The sequence below is a fragment of the Flaviaestuariibacter amylovorans genome, assembly GCF_039541815.1.
Taxonomy (GTDB): domain Bacteria; phylum Bacteroidota; class Bacteroidia; order Chitinophagales; family Chitinophagaceae; genus Flavisolibacter; species Flavisolibacter amylovorans.
Genome location: NZ_BAABGY010000006.1, coordinates 294,174 through 313,523, shown reverse-complemented (window position 1 = coordinate 313,523; position 19,350 = coordinate 294,174). Strand labels below are relative to the sequence as shown.

The following is a 19,350-nucleotide window of genomic DNA, read 5'->3' as shown; positions in this document are numbered from 1 at the left end:
GTTTAAAATTTTTTCCGGCTTCATCTCCCCGGTTTAAGGAGGGGATCCGTCGGAGGGTTTAAAAAAATTTTGCCTTTGATAAACCCCAAAGACAAGGGTTATGTAAAGGGCCTTTCGGCCCGTTGCATTAAGAAAAATTACTCGGCTGCGGGCGTCTCGCCTTCAGCAGCGGGCGCCTCGGGAGCGGAAGCTTCCGGAGCAGCAGGTGCGTCTGCGGCCGGGGCCTCAGGAGCAGCAGCTTCAGCAGCGGGAGCAGCTTCGGCAGCGGGAGCGGCAGCAGGAGCTGCTTCTTCCGTACCGGGCTTCTTGATGACGCCACCGGTCTCGTGGAAGTTCTGCAGGGCAGCCAGCACGCGCGAAGCGGGCGACTGCAGCAAGCCGATAACCTCGCCGATGAGCTCGTTCTTGGTCTTGATCTTCGTCAGCGCCTTCAGGTTGTTGTCGCCGGCGTAGATGTCGCCGTTGATGAACGCGGCCTTCAGCTCGGGCTTCTCACCCTTGCTGTCGGTACGGAAGGACGAGATGATCAGGGCCGGCTCCTTGGGGTTCTCCGAGAACAGCAGGGCCGTTACGTTGTTGAGCGACTCGAACATACCGCTGTAGCGGGTCTCGTCGAGGCTCTCGAGGGCCTTGCGGATCAGGGTATTCTTGGCCACCTTCATCTCGACGTTCTTGTCGAAGCAGGCGCGGCGCAGCTTGGAAACCTGCTCTACCGAGAGGGATTCCGTATTGGTTACATAGAAGTTATCGTACTGGGAGAATTTCTCCTTCAGCGCTTCGATCACTTCATTCTTTTGATCTTTGGTCATGTTGAACGCTTTTGAGTGTTATCAATACACTCCTCAAAGCCCCCATCCTTTCGGCTGAGGCCTGCGGAGGGGCTTTTTTAGTGGACGAATGATTTGGTGTCAACCGTGATACCGGGGCTCATCGTGGCAGCCATGGTCAGACCTTTCAGGTAGGTACCCTTCGCGGTCGACGGCTTGGCCTTGATGATGGCGTTGATCAGCTCCTGGCTGTTGTCAGCGATCTTCTCGGGAGAGAACGACACACGGCCGATGGAAGCGTGGATGATACCGGCCTTGTCTACCTTGAAGGCGATCTTGCCACCTTTCACTTCGTTCACCGCGCCAGCCACGTCGTTGGTAACGGTACCGGTCTTGGGGTTCGGCATGAGGTTGCGGGGACCGAGGATCTTACCGAGACGGCCGATCTTGGGCATAACCGCGGGGGTAGCGATGATGACGTCCACGTCGGTCCAGCCGCCGTCGATCTTGGCGATGAACTCGTCGAGGCCTACGAAGTCGGCGCCGGCGCCTTTGGCGGCAGCTTCCTGGTCGGGGCCGCAAAGCACGAGTACCTTCTTGGTCTTACCGGTGCCGTGGGGCAGGGTAACGGTACCGCGGATGGCCTGGTCGGCTTTCTTCGGGTCAACGCCGAGACGGATGTGGATGTCCACGGAAGCGTCGAACTTGCAGGTGGTCACCTGCTTCACCAGCTCAGAAGCCTCGCGCAGCGAGTATGATTTATTCGCGTCAACCTTACCGTTGATCGCTTTTCTTTTCTTGGGGATGAATGCCATTGTGAATTCGTTTTAAGCGTTCAGAAGTTATTTCGCCGGACCACCTTCTACCGTGAGGCCCATGCTGCGTGCCGTACCGGCTACCATGGAGGCAGCGCTCTCGAGGGTGAAGGCGTTGAGATCGGCCATCTTGTCTTTGGCGATCGCTTCTACCTGCTCCCAGGTCACCTTACCGACCTTCTGGCGGTTGGGCTCCTTGGAACCGCTCTGGATCTTGGCGGCGTCCTTCAGCTGAACGGCTGCGGGCGGGGTCTTGATGATAAAGTCGAACGACTTGTCGGAGTACACGGTAAGCAGTACGGGGAGTACTTTACCGGGGCGATCCTGCGTGCGGGCATTGAACTGCTTGCAGAATTCCATGATGTTCACACCTTTGGAACCGAGGGCGGGACCGATCGGGGGTGCGGGGTTGGCCTGGCCACCCTTGCACTGGAGCTTTACGTAGCCCGTGATTTCTTTTGCCATTTTCTTCGTGATTTATTGGTTCAAGCGACCCTCCCATCTCCGCGACGGAGGGGTCTCCCAAGTTCATCTTCCAGGCCGCGTTGGCGGAAGCTGCGGCGGCCTTTTCTCAGTTTGCCTTCCGGTGCGGCGCACCTTCAGACGGGGAAAGAACTAACTTTTGGGAGCGCAAAGGTAAGGATTCCGGTTGAAAAATTTAGCAACAATATTCTTTGCATTTGTTAATCCGGCCCATCCCCCGGCCCTTCCCCCAGCCCCTTCCCTGGGGGAAGGGGAGCTTGGGTACCCTTCCAAAAGGAAAATCTCAGTAAACGATGGGATTATTCCCAGGGTATCCTGCTTCATCATTGGGAGTTTTCCGGTATGGAGCAGAATCTGGAATACTATCATTATCAACGGGCGCTTTCAGGAAACTATGCCGTGCTGAAACGGTATGCCCAGCGGATGCGGGAAGCGCCCACGCCGGCGGAGGATTTGCTGTGGGGCTACCTGCGGGGCTCGCGGCAGCAGGAATTGCACTTCCGGCGTCAGCACGTGATGTATGGATACATCGTCGATTTCATCTGCCTGACGCGCTGGCTCATCGTGGAGCTGGACGGCGGCATCCACGACAGGCCCGAGCAACAGGCGTGGGACGCCCAGCGGACGCTGAAGCTTGAAGCCAAAGGCTACCAGGTATTGCGGTTTCCGAACGAAGCCGTCTTCGCAGCCCCTTGGAAGGTAACCACAGAGATTGTAGCGGCCGCCACTGCCCGCCCCCACCGCCCCCTTAAGGGAGACCAGCCATAGATAAGAAAAGTCAGCCAGCCCCTACCGGTTCAGGGAGCCCACACGTAAGCAGGGGAACAAAGCTCCCCTTCCCCCAGGGAAGGGGCCGTGGGATGGGCTGTTCTGTCACTTTAGATGACTGTTTTGCGGTCTGACACCACTGCGGAGCCGGTTGACACGCCTGCTCAGCAGTTTGACATCGCAGTTCTGCCCTTGAACATGACTGTTTTTCCGGACGACACGCCTGTTTGGGGCCCGGACATGACTGTTTTTCAAGTTGACAGCGCTGCCTCGCCCCCGACACGGCTGCGCTTACCCATACATGCGTGTTTTCTACCATACATGCGTGTTATTTATCATACATGTCTGCTTTTTACCAGACACGTCTGTTCCGGGCCAGACATGCCTGTTCTGATCCGGACGTCCTGCTCCGGGTGCGGCAACGTTGTTTTTAATGTGCAGAAGCCCGGAAACCGTCGTAACTTAATAGGAACTAAAACCTCCAGTCTATGGCACAACGTCTCTACAATCGCTACAGCATGCAGATGGCCGTTAAAGCCTGCATGGAAAAGAACCGGTCACGCTGGGCCGGCAACCCCTTCATCCCGGAAACGATGGACTACATCAGCGTCCGCCTGCGCAAGGCGCAGGAGCTCTTCGACAAGAAAGAGCAGGTCAGCACCGAGGGCCACACGCTATCCAAGAACGTGGTGCTCGACGGCATCGCCGCGCGCGCCTGGCTCATGTCGACCCGCCTGGTCGTCTTCGCCCGCAAGAAGGGCCTCCGCGTGCTGCTTACCGAGGTCGACCACCCGCGGAGCTACTTCGAGCGCGGACCTGAGGTGGAGCGCATCGCCCGCGCCGCCGCCATCACCGAAAAGGCCGAGCACTACCTGCCCCAGCTCGAGCCCTATAAGATCCGCATGTCCGATGTGGCCTCCCTCAACGCTGACATCGAGCAGGTGCGCCCCCTCTCTTCCGAGCGCGACGCCGTGGGCGACGAGGCCCAGCAGCTCACCAACTCCCTGCCGCGGCTGCTGCAGGAGGTGCAGGACAAGCTCTATGAGCTCGACGAGGAGATCACCGCCTTTATGGACGAATTCCCCGACTTCCAGGATCAATACTTCTACGCCCGTAGAACTACGGACCGCAAGGCGACGCACGCGTAGCCTGTACGGATTGCCAGGAAATTCCAGAGACGCAACGGCTGCGTCTCTTTTTTTGCGTTGTCCTGCGTAGGGGAACAGGGCCCCGAAGCCTTGGGGACGGATCCCGCGGATGTCCACGGAGCGATCCGTAATTATCTGTATCAACCGTGCCCCGACCTTTCGGGGCCGCGTTCCCCCTCGTATCTTGCACCGATGTCACCCGACCCCGCACCATACTGGCTACCCGAATCCGAGCGCGCGCACCTCTCCCCCGACAGCATCAGCAACCTCGAGGGCATCCTCCAGCGCGCCCTGGAAGGCGGCACCTACCTGCAGTTCGACACCAGCGAGTACTCGCTCGACGAGGCCCGCCTGCTCCTGCTCACGATCGTTGGCGTGGCCCAGTACCGGAAAGAATGGGTCGGGCACCTCGCCACCCACAAGCTGCACCTGCAGTTCCGCGATGAGGACGGCACCGAGCTCCCCCCTTCCGGCTGGCCCTATGCCGACGGCATCCAGGAGTGGTTCGACGACTTCCGCGCCTCCTGCCCCATCGGCTTCCTGCTGCTCGGCCAGGAAGAGGCCCTGCAGCTTGCGGTGGCCGGCGACATCATCAACAGCATCCCCGACGAAGAAGCGAAGCACGAGGGCGATCACACCACCTATTATTTTTCCGCCATGGAAGCGAAAGCCATGGAAGAGCGCGTATTTCTACAATGCCTCTACTTCCTCGAATACTGCGCGCCCACGGGCACTGACGCCACGCCCCATATCGACGCCCTGATCGACACCCTCGGGTGCAGCTTCAGCAGCGCCGACGTGCGCGCGCAATGGGAAACGCACCGTGCCGATCTTCGTGTCTCCATCCGGTTGAGCGAGAGCGCGTAATTCGAAGCAGACAGGTAATTTTTAGTCGCGAGCGCAACGTAACCCGTCATTGCGAGCGCAGCGTCCCGAAGCCTCGGGACGCTGCGCTCGCAATGACCGTCATCCAGCAAACCGTATAACTACATAAAGAAAGCAGCCCATTGGCTGCTTTCTTTATTCTCGCTAGTCTTACTCGTCGAACCAATTCACGATTGACGATTCCCGCCCTAGTTGGCCCGGTTCTTCTTCCAGCGCTTCAGGTCGAGGTAGTCGAGGAACCAGATCACCTTCACGGAGAAGTTGTTGTTCTGCGGGGCGTCGAAGGTGGCGTCGATGTTGCGGAAGTACTTGCGCTCGAAGCCGGCGTCGGTGTAGCTGTTGCCCATGCTTTTCCAGACCACGTTGAGGAAGGAGCCCGGCGCAAACTGGAGGGTGTACACGGCATCCAGGTTGAACAGGTTGAAGTTCTGGTGGTAGAAGGTAGCCGGGTCAGCAGTCATCGGCTTCACCGACCCGTCGGTCTGAAGCACGAGGAGCTCTTTCACCTCGAACCCGCTCCAGTAGTGGCGGGCGCGCAGCGTCACACCCGAGCGGTTGTTGAAGTTATACTTGAAGAACAGGATTTGCTCCACCGTGTTGCGGTCGCGGCGCGAGAAGGTCGGCCCCGCCCCCACCTGCGGCCCGAAGTAATAGCCCACGTTGTTGTGCGCCGGCGATAAATTGAAATTGTGCGTGATGGAGAACTTGTCGGAAAAGCGGTAGCGGTTCGAAAGGCGGTAGTCGAAGGCCCAGGAATCTTTGAAATCCGGGAAGTAGTTGACCCCGACCTCCGCGGAGATCTGGTACTTCTTCGCGCCATTGGTCTCCACCCAGTTGTAGCTGTTGATCTTGCGGCTCGTGCGGAACGGCGTAACTCCGTTGCGGGCCTCGTAGAAGTCGTTGCCCCGCGCGCTGAAGCCGACGAAGGAGCCGACCCACCACAGGTTCTTGAGCTGGGCGTTGCTGTTGAAGTTGGTAAAGAAGGACTGGTAGTCGAAGGGTTTGTCGCGCATCGACAGCGTTGCGTTGTAGTTGATGCGCAGCTGGTTAAACCACTTGCCCGGCTTCACCCACTTGTATCCCATCCAGAAGCTGTGATCGAGGTAGTTGTTGTTCCACATAAACCCGAGGTCGCTCTTGTCGTACTTGTTGTCGTAGCGCTCCTGGTACAAGTTGAAGTTAAAACGGCCGCCTGTCTTACCGAAGCCGAGCGAGTGCGCCATGCCGGTGACGGTTTGACCCTGGTGAAACAGGTTGCTGACCGACAGGTTGCCGTTCAGGTTCCAGGTGTTCTTCTTGTTGTTGAAGTCGAACATCGCGGAGGTGACGTTGGCATCGTAGTCGGACCCGTTGCGCAGCACATTCGTGTTGATCAGCGATACGGAGGAATTGTTCTTCAGGGTCTGGTCGAACACCACCACGTTGTAGTTGGTCAGCGGCGAGGTGAGGTACTTCTCCCGCTCCTTGCTCTGCGGGTTCTCGAGGGTTGCGTACATGGTCTGCGTGATGGCGTTGAACACGCCCACACCGAATCCCTTGCGGGTACGCCCCGAGATCTTGGTGGCATTCACGAGCTTCGATTGCGCGGGGTTCTCGATCACCGTGAGTCCCTTGTTCTCGGCATAGGCGCGCGCATCGTACTGGTGCAGGGGCGTTTCAATGCCGATCCGGCGGGGATAGAACAGGTTGCCTTTGTTGAACAGCTCGGTGCCTTCGGTAAAGAAGGAGCGGTTTTCCTGGTATTGTACTTCGAAGGGCGACAGGTTGAGCACGGTGTTGTCGCTCACTACCTGCCCGAAGTCGGGTACCAGGGTCATGTCGAGCGTGAAGGCGTCGTTGATCCCCCACTTCACGTCCATACCGCCGTTGATGGAGGTGTTCCAGTCTTTCTGGTTGGGCTCGTCGGTGGGAAAGTGGTTGGCGTAGGCGGAGAGGTAAGGCGAGAACTGAAGACGCAGCGGGGCCACGATCTTCTCGATGCCGGTCCAGAGGCCTTCCTGGTTGATGAAGCCGTTCACCTGCGGGTCTACCGGGTTCCACATAAACTGCTGCCCGGTCTTGTTGCGGCGGCGCGTGATATTGAGGCCCCAGGTCTGGTTTTCTTTGCTCACGAAGCGCAGCATCGAAAAAGGAATCCGCATCTCGAAGCTCCAGCCGTTGGCGTGGATTTTAGAGGCAGAGTTCCAGACAGCGTTCCAGGAGCCGTCTTCCCCGTTGGTGTTGGAGTAGCGGGCGTCGAATTGCTCGCCATAAGGGGTCACGTAAAATCCAAAGGCGTTGATCTTGTCGTTATAGGTATCGAAGGTGACGCCCACGAAGTCGTTGATGCCCACCACGTCGCGGCCCACGAGCTCACGCGACACGGAGTCGCGGGTGCGCTCCTTACAGAAGCCGGCCACGTATACGGCGGTATTGTCGTAGAGGATATAGATCTCGGTGCCGGTCTCGGGGCTTTCGGGCTTGCCGGCGGTGGGGCGCCACTCAATGAAGTTGGTCGCAGGTTGGGCTTCCTTCCAGGCGGCTTCATTGAGCTCGCCGTCGATCTTGAAGGCAGCGGTGGTGCGTTTCGCGGGAAGCTCCCGCCGCGGGGTCTGTGCGGTCGTCTGTGCTGCAGCTTGAAAAGAAATACCTGCCAGGAGCGCCAGGCTAAGTGCGGCTATTCGCATAAGTAGGTTGGGTTTTGTTCGGTCAGTTCGATACGAAATTAGACGTACTAATACGTTAGGAGGTTACCGCTTATCCCGGATTTAATTCTTTGGGAAGGCTTTAACAGGGGGAAGTATATTGGTCTATTTGTTTATTGGTCTATTGGTAAGGGGTCGTTCCGATTCGAACAATCCTTATCGACCGCTGCACCCGGTTTTGAACGCATTGGAGGTAACGACGAATCGGGCAAGGTCCGCGTGGCTTTGCAAAATCTGATCTGAGATCACAGATCAGAGATCATTTCCCGAGGTAATCCTGGAAGGTCTGCTGCTGCAGGGCCTGGCCGGCGCGGATGAGCGAGGCGTTATTGCCGGCGCTCTGCCCGATGGGTTGCCGGCCCACATTGTCGAACAGCACCCAGCTGCTGTCGCGCACAAAGCCGAAGCCATTGTTGAAGGAGAAGAAGGCCCAATCGGCCGGCTGCATGCGGAGGATATTCCGGCTGAAGGGAAAGAGCGCTGCCCCGTCGAGGCCAGCCTCGATCGCGAGGGTGGCGGCAAGGTCAAGCTGGGAGACCGTCTGGCGCCCAAAATGTTCCCTGCTGGCGAGGTGCACCGGGTTCAGCGCGCCACCCAATATGAGTACGGGGATCCGGAAGTTCTCGATACGGCTCCCGGTTTCGGGCAGCGCATGACCGTGATCGGCCACAATGACGAGGAGCGTCTTTTTCCACCAGGACTGCCGTTCGCAGCTGCGCACGAAACGGTACAATACACTATCGGTATAATGCAGCGAATTGAGGAAGAGATGCGCATCGTCGGTACCTGGGATGACGGTAGCGGCTGGTGTCTCGAAAGGCTCGTGCGAGCTCAGGGTGAGCCAGGTGGTAAAGAAGGGTTCTTGCACTGGCGCGAGGTCACGGAGCAGGCGCTCGGCCACGATGCCGTCGTGCGCCCCCCACTTCGAGTTCTGGTCTTTTGCGTGGAAGTCCGACTTCTCGATCAACGGATCGAAGCTATTGTGCAGCAGGTAGGATTTCAGGTTGGCGAATTCGGGCTCCCCGCCATAATAGAACGAAGTACGGTACCCCTGCTTCCGGAGTACGCCGCCAAGTGTATGGAGCCTGTTGGCCTTGTTCGGCAGCCGGATGATCGACGACTGGGGCAGCGCCGGATAGCCGCTCAGGATGGCCGGTACGCCCTTATCAGTACGGTCGCCGGAGGCCCACGCATTCCCGAAATAAAGTCCTTCCTGCTTCAGGCGGTTAAGCCCTGGCGTTACCTCGATACCGTCTATGGCCGTATCGATCATCTTGGCGGTACCGCTCTCCCAGATCACGAGGAGGATGTTGACCCGGTCCTGCTCCATGTCGGTACGGCGGAGGAGTTCCGATTCGCCCTCCGCCGTATCGTGCAGCAGGCTGTCGGCAATACGCTTCGCATCCGGCGCGCTCATGTAGGTATATGGATTCGTCTCGGAGCCTGCGGACGTCTCGCTTACCACGCCGAAGAGGAAATTCCAGGGCGCGTTGAGCGCGGCCTGGTTGGCGAAGTGGTTGGTGGAGAAGTAGACGGAGCTCTGGTTGAGCGGCGTTTGCTGCAGGCCGCCGCGCAGCGGGATGATGAGTGCCGCGGTGGCTCCGAGCAGCAAGGGCAGGACGATGTACCAGCGCTCGCGCTGCTGCAGCGTGGCTACGGTGCGGCGGAGGAGCCGGATCCCGGCGCGGCAGAGGGCAGCATACAGGAGCACAAATGCCAATGCATACCACCACACGGGCAGGTGGCTGACGGAGGCCCAGGCCTCGCGCGGGTTGGAAAGGTACTTGAGCGGCGTGGCGTCGATGCGAAAGCCCCAGATCTGGTACATGGGTACATCTGACAGTACAATCAGGAGAACGGGCAGTAACAGGAGGAGGCTGTAGACCTGGTACGGCGCCGGGCGGCGGAAAAAGGGAACGAAGACCGAGATCAGTAGAAATACGGCCACCGGAAGCGACAGGTAAGCGGCCATCGACGCGTCCATACGCCCACCGTACCAGAAGGAGCCGAGAAGCTCACGGGCGGGCAAGGTTCGGGAATGGCTCCACTGCAGCAGCAGGAAGACGCCGCGCGCCGCCTCGAAGAAGAGCAGCCAGGCAAGGAAGTAGCCGATGAGGAAGCGAAGGCGGGCGGGCATGCGCAAAAATAAAAAGCCATTCCGTTAGGAATGGCCTTATGAAGAATGTTTGAAGACTCAGCTCAGTTTCTCCACCTGCATGTAGTTCAGTTCTACCGGTGTGGAGCGGCCGAAGATCTTTACGGTCACTTTCAGCTTCTTCTTCTCGTCGTTCACTTCTTCGATGGTGCCGTTGAAGTCGTTGAACGGGCCTTCAATGATCTTGATGGTTTCACCGACGATGAAGGGCTCGCTCATGGAAGCGCCACCGGCTTCAGCCATCTCGTCCATCTTGCCGAGCATCTTGTTGACTTCGGATTTGCGGAGTGCGATGGGGTTGTCTTTACCGAGGAAGTGGATCACGTTGGTGATGCCGTTGATGATCTCGCGGAGGTCGTCGGAGAGCTTGCCGTCGGTCACTTCCACCATCACGTATCCGGGATAGTAGTTGCGCTCGCGCATCACTTTCTTACCGTTCTGAACCTTGTATACTTTCTCTACGGGGAGGAACACCTGCTTGACCACATTGCCCCAGCCGCCGCGCGACACTTCCTTATCGAGGTATTCTTTCACCTTGCGTTCCTTACCGCTTACCACGCGCAGCACGTACCATTTGGTCTCGGCCTGCGGGGCTTCGGGAACGGCGCCTTCCATATTGTTCGTTATGTTCTCTTCCATGATTCCGCTCGGGGATTAATAGATAAATTTCATCACGCTGCTGGAGATGAGGTCCATGGCGGCTACAAGGGCGGTGACCACCAGGGTGGCTACCAGCACGATCATGGTGGACTGCTGGAGTTGCTGCCAGGTGGGCCAGGTCACCTTCTGGGTCAGCTCGCGGAAGGATTCGCTGAAGTAGGTGGATACTTTGTTCATGATGGATATAGTGTTTTAGTAGCAATGCTATCAGCAGTACCGAAATCGGTGCGGCTGATAGCATTGCTGGTGCACGGGCGGAGAGATTCGAACTCCCATCAAAGGTTTTGGAGACCTCTATTCTGCCATTGAACTACGCCCGTAGGGCCTCCCCAACCCCTCCGGAGGAGGGGCTTAGGGAGGTTTGTAAAGATATGCTTTTCCTACTCACCCTTTCGGGGGATTTAGGGGGCACTTACTTGATGATCTCCGTAACCTGACCGGCACCTACGGTACGGCCACCTTCACGGATAGCGAACTTCAGACCTTTCTCCATGGCGATCGGCTGGATCAGCTTCACGGTGATGGAGGTGTTGTCGCCAGGCATGATCATCTCGGTACCTTCGGGCAGCTGGCACTCACCAGTTACGTCGGTAGTACGGAAATAGAACTGGGGACGGTACTTATTGAAGAACGGCGTGTGACGGCCACCCTCTTCTTTCGACAGAACGTAAACTTCTGCCTTGAATTCGGTGTGGGGCGTGATGGAGCCGGGCTTGCAGATTACCATACCGCGACGGATCTGGGTCTTTTCAATACCGCGGAGGAGCAGACCGGCGTTGTCGCCAGCTTCACCTTCGTCGAGGAGCTTGCGGAACATCTCAACACCCGTGCAGGTGGAGGTCAGGGGCTGGTCGATGAGACCTACGATCTCAACGGGCTCACCCACCTTGATACGACCGCGCTCGATACGGCCCGTAGCAACGGTACCGCGACCGGTGATGGAGAATACGTCTTCTACAGACATCAGGAAGGCCTGGTCAACCGGGCGGGGAGGCAGGGGGATATAGGTATCCACAGCTTCCATCAGCTCGTTGATCTTAGCGATCCACTTCTCTTCACCAGCGAGGGCGCCGGTAGCAGAACCCTGGATGATGGGGGTATTGTCGCCGTCGAAGCCATAGGAGCTGAGGAGGTCGCGCACTTCCATCTCAACGAGCTCGAGGAGCTCAGGGTCTTCAACAAGGTCTACTTTGTTCATGAAAACAACCAGGCGGGGAACACCTACCTGACGGGCGAGCAGGATGTGCTCTTTCGTCTGGGGCATCGGACCGTCGGTAGCAGCCACAACCAGGATCGCACCGTCCATCTGGGCGGCACCGGTGATCATGTTCTTCACGTAGTCAGCGTGACCGGGGCAGTCAACGTGAGCATAGTGACGGGAAGCGGTCTGGTATTCTACGTGCGCCGTGTTGATGGTGATACCACGCTCTTTTTCTTCCGGAGCACCGTCGATATCGTCGTAGTTCTTCTTTTCCGCCAGACCTTTCTTTGACAAAACATCGGTGATGGCGGCAGTTAAGGTTGTCTTACCGTGGTCAACGTGACCAATGGTACCAACGTTAACGTGAGGTTTATCCCTCTTAAAATTCTCTTTTGCCATTGTATTTGTTTTTAGTTGTGGACTACAAATTTATGCTTCCCGAAAAAACCTTCACTATAAGTATAGGAAGGGTCACTTGCGGCGCCCCGCACCTTTCGGTTCGTTCGCCTTCATATGTGGCCGGCGGCCCGGAGGCCACCTGCTTTTCGGTGGAGCCGTTGATGAGAAAGGAACTCACGACCTTCCCGCCAAAGCGGGATATTCGTCCTGAGCTACGGTCCCATCCGTACTCTGAGCCGTTGATGAGAATTGAACTCACGACCTCTTCCTTACCAAGGAAGTGCTCTACCCCTGAGCTACAACGGCTTGCTCCCATCAGCCCGGGGGCAGATAAGAAGTTTTCGGGAACGCCTTCGCTCAAGCTCCGGCGCTACTCGGTGGTCGCCTTTGCTAAGCTCCGGCGACCGGAGAGCGGGAGACGAGGCTCGAACTCGCCACCTATAGCTTGGAAGGCTATCGCTCTACCAAATGAGCTACTCCCGCGATTTTAATGTGCTAATGTGCTGATTGGCTAATGTGCTAATCAGCAGCACCGGTCACATCATCAAAGAACTACACATTCAGCACATTAGCACATTCACTAATTAGCAAATTGTGTTTGGTGGGCAGGAGAGGATTCGAACCTCTGAAGTCGAAAGACAGCGGATTTACAGTCCGCCCCATTTGGCCGCTCTGGAACCTGCCCGTTTTACCTAAAGAACTGTGAGCCGCTTGTCGGAGTCGAACCAACGACCTGCTGATTACAAATCAGCTGCTCTACCAACTGAGCTAAAGCGGCTTGTTTCACTGGTTCGCCCTGTAGCGAGATACCTGACCGACAAGCTTTAGCGGCTGCGCGGAGACTCTTGACATTCAGCGAACTAGTTTTAAAGAACTCCCCTTTGTTTTCGGGATGGCAAAGGTAACGGAATTCCTCACTTGGCAAAAAAAACACTAAATTTTCTTTAGGATTTTTTTGCGCGACACCCGTCTGTCTTCCCCGGTGCAAAGCGGGCGCGGGTTTCAGCCTTCGAAGATTGCCCCGGCACTGCCACTCCCGTGCCCCACGCGGGCCAGGCGGGCAAAAAAAAGACCTCCCAACGGGGAGGTCTCTGTAATTTTTTTGGCTCACGCAGCGGCGAGCTTTTCTTTTTTACGCTTTATCTGGTTCACCAGTGAATCGAACGCTTCGTCGAAGGATGCCTCGAAGGATTTGCTGGTCGCCTTCACGAAGAAGTCCGCCTTGGGCACATGCACCCGGATCTCGGCGACCTTGTCCTTGATGGTATGAACAACATTATCGAGCTTCAGAAAAACATCCACCTTGATGATCCGGTCATGGAACTGCGGCAGCTTGGCGATCTTGGTCCGTACAAACTCAATTAACTTCTGATCGGCATCAAAGTGCACCGTTTGAATGTGAAGGTTCATAGAATCTATATTTATCGATGAAACAATATGTAAAAGAGCTTCAGTGGCTGGCCGGGTGGCCTGCAATGAAGTTAAGGCAATTCTATTGGAACGGAAAGCAATTTTCCCGGAAAAAAATCAGTCCTAAGTAAAACTTTGGTCAGCCGGAGGAACGGGGTTAAAACCCGGTTAGAAAGGAGCTCCGCCGTATAGCAGGTTCTTCGGGTTCTGAAGGTTCTTAAGGTTTTAAGAGTTTTAAGATCGGGCACATTGAACTTGGAGGCCACCACCAACGAAACCTGCAGAACCCTAAAAACCTTAAGAACCGGTTCTAGGCTTTCGGGTGAAAATTTTTATGGATGTTCTTGAGCTTCTCGATGGTATTGTGGGTATAGACCTGGGTAGCGGCGAGGGAGGAGTGGCCGAGGAGCTCCTTGACGGCATTGAGCTCGGCGCCGGCGCCGGTAAGGTGGGTGGCGAAGGTATGCCGCAGCACGTGCGGGCTCCGCTTTTCGATGGTGGTGACGAGACTCAGGTACTTCTTTACAAACGTATAGACCGAACGCGGAGCCAGCAGCTTTCCCTTTTCGCTCACCAGCAGCACGGTGCGGTCGGCGCCGGCCACCGTCGCCTTTTCGATGAGGTAGGTCTTGATCTCCGCCAGCAGCGTGTCGCTTACCGGGATGATGCGCTCCTTGTTGCCCTTGCCCAGCACCTTGAGCGAGCCATTGGAAGCATTCACCGCGCTTTCCCTGAGCCCGATGAGCTCGGCGAGGCGCATGCCGGTCTGGTAGAGCAGCAGGAGCGCCAGGCGCTCGGTGCGCCCCCTGAAGGTGTCGGGGAACTCGACATAGGAAAACAGGGTGTCGATGTCTTTATCGGCCACGAACTGCGGGAGCCGCTTCTCGTTCTTGGGCGCCACCACGCGGCCCATCGGCGACTGGGCCACGGCGCCGGTCTTCAACTGGTACTTGAAGAACGAGCGGAGCGCCGAGATCTTCCGGTTGATGCTCTTGGCGGTAAGCCCGCCGTCTTTGAGGGCCGCGAGCCAGCTCCGGACAAAGGTATGGGTGATCTCCGGGAGGGCTACCGACCCGAACTGGAGCTCCAGGAAGTCGAAAAAGCCGGTCAGGTCGTTCTCGTAAGAGACGAGGGTGTGGCGCGAGTAGCGCTTCTCGAACTTGAGGTAATCGAGGAAGGACTGGAGCTGGGGATGGGCAACGGGCATAAAAAAAGAATAGCTGCAAGGTAGTGAAACCTTGCAGCTATAAGCTTATCGATGCAGAGGAGGGGACTGGCTTATGCCTCGATCTTACCGCTGGCGATCTGCTGCTTGTAGACGGCTTTCAGTACCTGTCCGCGACGACGGATCGACGGCTTGATGAACGACTGGCGCTCACGCAGCTGCAACAGGATCTTAGCCTTCTCGAACTTCTTCTTGTACTTTTTTAAAGCCTTGTCGATGTTCTCGCAGTCTTTAGAATCGATGATTAACATGCTATATACCTCCTTTGATGTTTTTAAATTTTCGAGCGGCAAAGATAACACCATTTCCGGAACCCTGCCAAAAGAAAATGTAAAAACCCGAAGTTTGCGCCATGTTTACCGGTATTATCGAAGCCTTCGGCACCGTGAAAGAGGTGATCGCCAACGGCGGGAACAAGACGTTCTGGCTTCATTCCCCCCTCGGCCCGGAGCTCAAGGTGGACCAGAGCCTGAGCCATAACGGCGTCTGCCTCACCGTGGAGGAGGTACAGCAGGAGCACTACCGCGTAACGGCCGTGGAAGAAACCCTCGAGAAGACCAACCTGCACACCTGGGGGCCCGGCACCCTGGTGAACCTGGAGCGCTCCCTCCTCCCCTCCTCGCGCCTCGACGGGCATTTCGTGCAGGGGCATGTGGACACGACCGGCATCCTGGAGCACATCGAAGACAAGGAAGGCAGCTGGGAGTTGCAGTTCTGGTACCCGAAGGCCTTTGCCCCGCTCGTGATCGAAAAAGGCTCCATCGCCCTCAACGGCATCTCGCTCACCGTTTTCAACGTGCGGAAAAAGCACTTCACGGTGGCGATCATCCCCTATACCTACAGCCATACCAACCTCCACCGCCTGCAGGAAGGCGGCATCGTCAACCTCGAGTTCGACCTGCTGGGCAAGTACATCAACCGGAAACTGCTCCTCTAACCACTCCAAATGAATTCAAACCGCCGCGACCTGCTGCTGCTGCTCAGCCTTTTTGTGCTTGTACACCTCGCACTGTACGTCAGGGGCGGGATCGGTACCGGCATCGAAGCCACCAAGTACATATACCAGGCCGAGTTGCTGCTGGATGGGCGCTTTCCCAGTGCGCCCAAATACTATTACTACCTGCCGATCATCCTGCTTACCGCCGGCGCAATCAAGACCGGATTGGGCTTCGGAGCCGTGGCGCTCGCGCAATCGGTCTTTTCAGCTTTCGCGCTGACTCTATTGTACAAAGGAACGCTACAAGTGTTCGGTCGGCAGGTGGCCTTCATGGCTTCCCTGCTGCTCTGCCTCTTCCCGCCCTTTTTCTCTTGGGACCTGTACTTGTACTCGGAGTCGATCTTCATCTCGCTCAGCCTTGTGCTTTACTACACCGTGTGCCGCAATGAGAAGTACAGCCAAAGATGGTTGCTCGCTACCGTAGCCATATTGCTGCTGATGTTCTTCACCCGTCCTGTAGGAGTGCTGTTCGCTCCGGCGCTGTTCGTCTATTCTCTGTTCCGCACCTACCTACGTCCCGCCGATCGTTACCTGACATCGGGCCTTTTCCTGTTACTCCTCGGGGTCATGTTCGTATTCATTGACCGCATCCTGCACGGCGGCGAAGACATGAATGCGATGAAGCCTTTGAAGGAGGAGCATGTGGTGTGCTTTGTGGCACAGAACCCAGGGGGCGCAACGCTCGACCTCAAGTACTACGACAACGGGCTGCGGGATATCGTTTATTATGTGACCCACAATCCCGGGCATTTTGCGAAGCTGATGGGGCAGCGCATTCTATCCTTCTTCAGCATGACCCGCCCCTGGTATTCCGCCGCGCACAACTGGGCGATCCGCGTTTTCACGGTACCGGTCTATGTCTTCTTTCTAATTGGCCTGGTCGGCCTTTTCCGGGAACGCCGAAACCTACAACTCTATCTGGTGGCGCTTCTGCTCATGTACCCGCTGGCCATCACGTTCCAGTGCGACGATTGGCATGCAAGGTTCACGATGCCCGTTTTGCCCGCCATTTGCGTGCTGGCCGCCTGCGGCTTTTCCGAAACCTGGAAGCGCATGCGCAAGTATCGGCTGGAGAAAGGCAATTGAAGCAAGGCCTGATGCCTCGCTCAAACGGTGCGCAGGCGCCGCTTCAGCCGGAGGAAAAACCGCTCGAAGAAGTGATAGGACAGCCAGCCAAAAGCAGTAGACAAGCCAAGGGTAAGCACGCACAAAAGCGCAAGCGTTCCATAGCTGTTCTTGTCCAGTTGCGGAATCGCAGCGACCAGGCGGCAAACAAGTACGATGGCGATGATGTGGAACAGGTAAATGCCATAGGAAATGCGCCCGAGCGCCCCCAGCCATGGAGCTTCATAGTTTACGAGACTGTTTTCGCGGAACGAGGCCATCAGCATGAAGCAGGCCATCAACCCAGAAATGTACTCATTCTGCACAAAGGGCAACTCCACTCGCAGGGCGATACTCGCTACCAGCACCGCATACACCAAGAGCTGCACCGTCGGTCTCCGGAAGACATTGATCCAAGGCTTTTGGTAAAAGTAGGCATACCCGAAGAGCGAGCCGATGGCGAAGGTGGAAAAGCGCGAGTACTGCAGGTAGGTGACCGCATTGTTGAAGAGGCCGAGTACGCGACTGCCGCCTTCGTGGCCATGCGACCAGGCGTGCACAGCATTCAACACCGGTATCGTCAATACCAAGAACAGGAACACATGCAGTATGTATTTGCGCGCCCAAAGGAACAGGAGGCCCCAAACCAGGTAGAACTGTTCCTCGATTCCGATCGTGTACGTATGGTGTACGTAAGGAGCCGTAGGGTGAAAGAAGGGTTCTAGGTGCGGCACGAAAAAGAAATAGAACTTGTTGGCATCTTCGGCTACAGGTGCATACCGTTCTGTATACCCGGGGATGCGCCACCATTCGGAATGCAGCAATAACAGCACCACGATGGAAATGAGGAGGTAGTAGGCCGGCCAAATACGAAGCACACGACGGCTGTAGAATTTCTTCAGGTCGACACGATGCCTGCGCTCGCTTTCTGTAAGCAGCAGGTAGGTGATCAGAAAGCCACTGCCCATGAAAAAGAACTGGATTCCGTAATAGCCGATAAGTCCAAGCACCTGCTCGTGGAAAGCCGTGAACCCGAAGGCCGTCATAAACGTGAACAGGTGATGGAGCACCACAAACGTAATCGAAAGGAACCGTAGTCCATCCAGTCCGGCTATATATCTAGGTCGTTCCATTCCGTCAATTTGGTAAACGCGCGCTGCCCCGGCGACGCCGGCAGGCATGGTTGCCTAAAGAACGTAATTTTTCGGGAACGTCAATACGTACGGTCCGGAAGCACGGCGAGCGTGTCTCGGAAGAGCGTCCGAAACAGCAAGCGGAACTGGTTTACGTTTGACACCGAATCATAATATACGCGTGGCGCCCCCGGAAAAGAAAGTGCCGCCAGGTTTGAGTACCGCAGTTTTGACCGGGGGACTTCCCGGCTGCCATGGTCCGAGAGCAGCAGGAATATGCTGCCCGGGCGGGCGGCTGCCCGCATCTGGCGGAGGTAGTCGAGGGCGAACCGGTTCGTATACTGGAGATACCCAAGGTAGAGATCCATCCGTCCCAGGTTTTCGGGACCGGTTGCGGAGGATGGGTTGGGGCGCCCGTTGGCCCCGTAATAATACGGTGCGTGAGGCATGGCAAAATGGGTATATACGAACCGCGGTTCCTGCGGTCGGCGCGCGGCTTCTGCCAACGTTGCTTTTGCCGCCGCCTCGTTGATGTCGCGGGCTTGGTTCACGAGCCCATCGTAAGCGGCCGTACCCTTGAAATACGCATAAATGATATTGCTGTACAAGTCCCGGTACAGGCGCTGCCCGAGGGTCTGGCTGCTAATAAGACGTGCACCTGACACTAAAAGCGTGTTGTCGTATGGCGCTGGGCTGTTCCGGATATCAAAAATGGACAGGTTCCGGATCTCATAGCCTTCCCTCCTAAAGCGGCGCACCACCGGGTTGTCATAAATCTGCGTGTAGCAAAACGTCAGGTTGGCGTCGGTGTAGGTAAAGCGGGGTAGGCTGAGGTAATTCATCTGGAAAAGGGAGGCCATCGAAAAAGGCGTATCCTGATAGTTCGACCGGCTGGCGGCTGCCACCTCGAAGCCAAGCCCCCGCAGACTATCGAGAAAAGGCCGGTTGTCGAAGCCCAGCTCCTGCTGCAGTTGAGGCAGGCCAGCATAGCCGTCCAGGATGATCAGATACACATCGGGCCGCGGACAGCCCGCGCAGGCCGCCAGGGCGGGCCCAATCTCAGCCCGCCCCCGGTTGCGGATGAACGCAATCCCGTCGATCAGTAGCAGTATGAACCAGAGTGGAGCAAGAAAGCCCAGAATTCGCCGTGTACGCCCCCGGTTACCCAGCCACATTACTGCGGCAGCCCAGGCGGCGAGCCAGATCGGCAGAAGAACTGAGTATTTCACTAAAAAAATCCCGGGAAACAATCCGGCGAGCCCGTCTTTCACCCCCCCGAAAAAGAAATAAAACGCCAGCGTGACGGTGGTGTCGAGAACGGCGCGTGACGGGTCTTTACGCCAGGCGCTGAACAGAAGCCACAGGATGCCCGCAGCCAGCAGATATTGCAGCAGCAATAGGGCCGCCTTCTGCACCGGCACGAAGGCAGCGTATTGAGCGAGCCCGTGTCCGACGAAAAACAGAGGGAGGCCGGCCAGCACCCAGGCAGCCTTCGGGTTAGGAGCACGCCTCATCG

The 19,350-nt window shown here is 57.0% G+C and carries 18 protein-coding genes and 5 tRNA genes; 5 read left to right on the top strand and 18 right to left on the bottom strand.

The annotated features are described in order from the left end of the window. Positions 1-137 precede the first annotated feature (137 nt). The 3 genes from rplJ to rplK form a co-directional block, all read right to left on the bottom strand. Positions 138-809 (bottom strand): 50S ribosomal protein L10, encoded by a 672-nt coding sequence (gene rplJ, locus ABD937_RS07625; protein WP_345254801.1) that lies wholly within the window; start codon positions 807-809, stop codon positions 138-140. A 77-nt stretch (positions 810-886) separates the two neighbouring features. Continuing rightward, entirely contained in the window at positions 887-1,582 is a 696-nt protein-coding gene (rplA, locus tag ABD937_RS07620; RefSeq protein ID WP_345254800.1) for a 50S ribosomal protein L1, read from the bottom strand. Positions 1,583-1,609: 27 nt separating this feature from the next. Beyond that, the gene (gene rplK, locus ABD937_RS07615) at positions 1,610-2,047 is read right to left on the bottom strand and encodes a 50S ribosomal protein L11 (RefSeq protein WP_345254799.1); all 438 of its coding nucleotides are present in this window, start codon (positions 2,045-2,047) and stop codon (positions 1,610-1,612) included. A gap of 360 nt (positions 2,048-2,407) precedes the next feature. Here rplK and ABD937_RS07610 point away from each other — a divergent pair, with 360 nt between their 5' ends. From ABD937_RS07610 to ABD937_RS07600, 3 genes are all read left to right on the top strand, one after another. Next, positions 2,408-2,833 (top strand): endonuclease domain-containing protein, encoded by a 426-nt coding sequence (locus tag ABD937_RS07610; RefSeq protein ID WP_345254798.1) that lies wholly within the window; start codon positions 2,408-2,410, stop codon positions 2,831-2,833. 488 nt (positions 2,834-3,321) lie between these two features. Then, the gene (locus ABD937_RS07605; protein WP_345254797.1) at positions 3,322-3,981 is read left to right on the top strand and encodes a hypothetical protein; all 660 of its coding nucleotides are present in this window, start codon (positions 3,322-3,324) and stop codon (positions 3,979-3,981) included. Between the two features lie 192 nt (positions 3,982-4,173). Further along, complete coding sequence (locus ABD937_RS07600) at positions 4,174-4,848, top strand: hypothetical protein (protein WP_345254796.1); 675 nt, start codon at positions 4,174-4,176, stop codon at positions 4,846-4,848. Between the two features lie 206 nt (positions 4,849-5,054). Here ABD937_RS07600 and ABD937_RS07595 read toward each other — a convergent pair whose 3' ends face one another. From ABD937_RS07595 to rpsU, 13 genes are all read right to left on the bottom strand, one after another. Beyond that, a complete protein-coding gene (locus ABD937_RS07595) occupies positions 5,055-7,532 on the bottom strand; it encodes a DUF5916 domain-containing protein (RefSeq protein ID WP_345254795.1) in 2,478 nt (825 codons plus the stop codon). A gap of 277 nt (positions 7,533-7,809) precedes the next feature. Next, complete coding sequence (locus ABD937_RS07590; protein WP_345254794.1) at positions 7,810-9,687, bottom strand: LTA synthase family protein; 1,878 nt, start codon at positions 9,685-9,687, stop codon at positions 7,810-7,812. A 57-nt stretch (positions 9,688-9,744) separates the two neighbouring features. Beyond that, complete coding sequence (gene nusG / locus ABD937_RS07585) at positions 9,745-10,344, bottom strand: transcription termination/antitermination protein NusG (protein WP_345254793.1); 600 nt, start codon at positions 10,342-10,344, stop codon at positions 9,745-9,747. Positions 10,345-10,359: 15 nt separating this feature from the next. Beyond that, complete coding sequence (gene secE / locus ABD937_RS07580) at positions 10,360-10,542, bottom strand: preprotein translocase subunit SecE (protein ID WP_345254792.1); 183 nt, start codon at positions 10,540-10,542, stop codon at positions 10,360-10,362. 72 nt (positions 10,543-10,614) lie between these two features. After that, positions 10,615-10,685: transfer RNA gene (locus ABD937_RS07575), tRNA-Trp, on the bottom strand. A 92-nt stretch (positions 10,686-10,777) separates the two neighbouring features. After that, the gene (gene tuf, locus ABD937_RS07570) at positions 10,778-11,965 is read right to left on the bottom strand and encodes an elongation factor Tu (RefSeq protein ID WP_345254791.1); all 1,188 of its coding nucleotides are present in this window, start codon (positions 11,963-11,965) and stop codon (positions 10,778-10,780) included. A gap of 234 nt (positions 11,966-12,199) precedes the next feature. Further along, positions 12,200-12,271 (bottom strand) — tRNA-Thr (locus tag ABD937_RS07565). Between the two features lie 104 nt (positions 12,272-12,375). Further along, positions 12,376-12,448, bottom strand: a tRNA-Gly gene (locus tag ABD937_RS07560). Positions 12,449-12,564: 116 nt separating this feature from the next. Then, positions 12,565-12,650, bottom strand: a tRNA-Tyr gene (locus tag ABD937_RS07555). 20 nt (positions 12,651-12,670) lie between these two features. Continuing rightward, positions 12,671-12,743, bottom strand: a tRNA-Thr gene (locus ABD937_RS07550). A 329-nt stretch (positions 12,744-13,072) separates the two neighbouring features. Continuing rightward, the gene (gene hpf / locus ABD937_RS07545; RefSeq protein WP_345254790.1) at positions 13,073-13,375 is read right to left on the bottom strand and encodes a ribosome hibernation-promoting factor, HPF/YfiA family; all 303 of its coding nucleotides are present in this window, start codon (positions 13,373-13,375) and stop codon (positions 13,073-13,075) included. A 310-nt stretch (positions 13,376-13,685) separates the two neighbouring features. Continuing rightward, positions 13,686-14,582, bottom strand: coding sequence for a tyrosine-type recombinase/integrase (locus tag ABD937_RS07540; RefSeq protein WP_345254788.1), 897 nt, complete (start codon positions 14,580-14,582; stop codon positions 13,686-13,688). A 71-nt stretch (positions 14,583-14,653) separates the two neighbouring features. Further along, positions 14,654-14,851, bottom strand: a complete 198-nt coding sequence (gene rpsU / locus ABD937_RS07535) for a 30S ribosomal protein S21 (protein WP_345254786.1) — start codon at positions 14,849-14,851, stop codon at positions 14,654-14,656. 101 nt (positions 14,852-14,952) lie between these two features. On the opposite strand from rpsU, the gene ABD937_RS07530 reads away from it, so the two are divergent. Both ABD937_RS07530 and ABD937_RS07525 read left to right on the top strand, forming a co-directional pair. Next, positions 14,953-15,537: a riboflavin synthase gene (locus ABD937_RS07530; RefSeq protein WP_345254784.1), complete on the top strand. Its 585-nt coding sequence runs from the start codon at positions 14,953-14,955 to the stop codon at positions 15,535-15,537. Between the two features lie 9 nt (positions 15,538-15,546). After that, positions 15,547-16,683, top strand: coding sequence for a glycosyltransferase family 39 protein (locus ABD937_RS07525; RefSeq protein ID WP_345254782.1), 1,137 nt, complete (start codon positions 15,547-15,549; stop codon positions 16,681-16,683). A 20-nt stretch (positions 16,684-16,703) separates the two neighbouring features. Here ABD937_RS07525 and ABD937_RS07520 read toward each other — a convergent pair whose 3' ends face one another. Together ABD937_RS07520 and ABD937_RS07515 are read right to left on the bottom strand one after the other, a co-directional pair. Continuing rightward, on the bottom strand, positions 16,704-17,834 hold the full coding sequence (locus ABD937_RS07520) for an acyltransferase family protein (RefSeq protein ID WP_345254780.1): 1,131 nt from the start codon (positions 17,832-17,834) through the stop codon (positions 16,704-16,706). A gap of 80 nt (positions 17,835-17,914) precedes the next feature. Beyond that, positions 17,915-19,348, bottom strand: coding sequence for a hypothetical protein (locus tag ABD937_RS07515; protein ID WP_345254778.1), 1,434 nt, complete (start codon positions 19,346-19,348; stop codon positions 17,915-17,917). Positions 19,349-19,350 lie beyond the last annotated feature (2 nt).

What these genes read in the sequence shown, in the direction of transcription:
- ABD937_RS07610 (WP_345254798.1), top strand. Translation starts at nt 2,408, where the DNA reads ATGGAGCAGAATCTGGAATACTATCATTATCAACGGGCGCTTTCAGGA.
- ABD937_RS07590 (WP_345254794.1), bottom strand. Translation starts at nt 9,687, where the DNA reads ATGCCCGCCCGCCTTCGCTTCCTCATCGGCTACTTCCTTGCCTGGCTG.
- rplA (WP_345254800.1), bottom strand. Translation starts at nt 1,582, where the DNA reads ATGGCATTCATCCCCAAGAAAAGAAAAGCGATCAACGGTAAGGTTGAC.
- ABD937_RS07605 (WP_345254797.1), top strand. Translation starts at nt 3,322, where the DNA reads ATGGCACAACGTCTCTACAATCGCTACAGCATGCAGATGGCCGTTAAA.
- ABD937_RS07600 (WP_345254796.1), top strand. Translation starts at nt 4,174, where the DNA reads ATGTCACCCGACCCCGCACCATACTGGCTACCCGAATCCGAGCGCGCG.
- ABD937_RS07595 (WP_345254795.1), bottom strand. Translation starts at nt 7,532, where the DNA reads ATGCGAATAGCCGCACTTAGCCTGGCGCTCCTGGCAGGTATTTCTTTT.
- tuf (WP_345254791.1), bottom strand. Translation starts at nt 11,965, where the DNA reads ATGGCAAAAGAGAATTTTAAGAGGGATAAACCTCACGTTAACGTTGGT.
- ABD937_RS07520 (WP_345254780.1), bottom strand. Translation starts at nt 17,834, where the DNA reads ATGGAACGACCTAGATATATAGCCGGACTGGATGGACTACGGTTCCTT.
- nusG (WP_345254793.1), bottom strand. Translation starts at nt 10,344, where the DNA reads ATGGAAGAGAACATAACGAACAATATGGAAGGCGCCGTTCCCGAAGCC.
- secE (WP_345254792.1), bottom strand. Translation starts at nt 10,542, where the DNA reads ATGAACAAAGTATCCACCTACTTCAGCGAATCCTTCCGCGAGCTGACC.
- rplJ (WP_345254801.1), bottom strand. Translation starts at nt 809, where the DNA reads ATGACCAAAGATCAAAAGAATGAAGTGATCGAAGCGCTGAAGGAGAAA.
- ABD937_RS07530 (WP_345254784.1), top strand. Translation starts at nt 14,953, where the DNA reads ATGTTTACCGGTATTATCGAAGCCTTCGGCACCGTGAAAGAGGTGATC.
- rpsU (WP_345254786.1), bottom strand. Translation starts at nt 14,851, where the DNA reads ATGTTAATCATCGATTCTAAAGACTGCGAGAACATCGACAAGGCTTTA.
- ABD937_RS07515 (WP_345254778.1), bottom strand. Translation starts at nt 19,348, where the DNA reads ATGAGGCGTGCTCCTAACCCGAAGGCTGCCTGGGTGCTGGCCGGCCTC.
- ABD937_RS07540 (WP_345254788.1), bottom strand. Translation starts at nt 14,582, where the DNA reads ATGCCCGTTGCCCATCCCCAGCTCCAGTCCTTCCTCGATTACCTCAAG.
- ABD937_RS07525 (WP_345254782.1), top strand. Translation starts at nt 15,547, where the DNA reads ATGAATTCAAACCGCCGCGACCTGCTGCTGCTGCTCAGCCTTTTTGTG.
- rplK (WP_345254799.1), bottom strand. Translation starts at nt 2,047, where the DNA reads ATGGCAAAAGAAATCACGGGCTACGTAAAGCTCCAGTGCAAGGGTGGC.
- hpf (WP_345254790.1), bottom strand. Translation starts at nt 13,375, where the DNA reads ATGAACCTTCACATTCAAACGGTGCACTTTGATGCCGATCAGAAGTTA.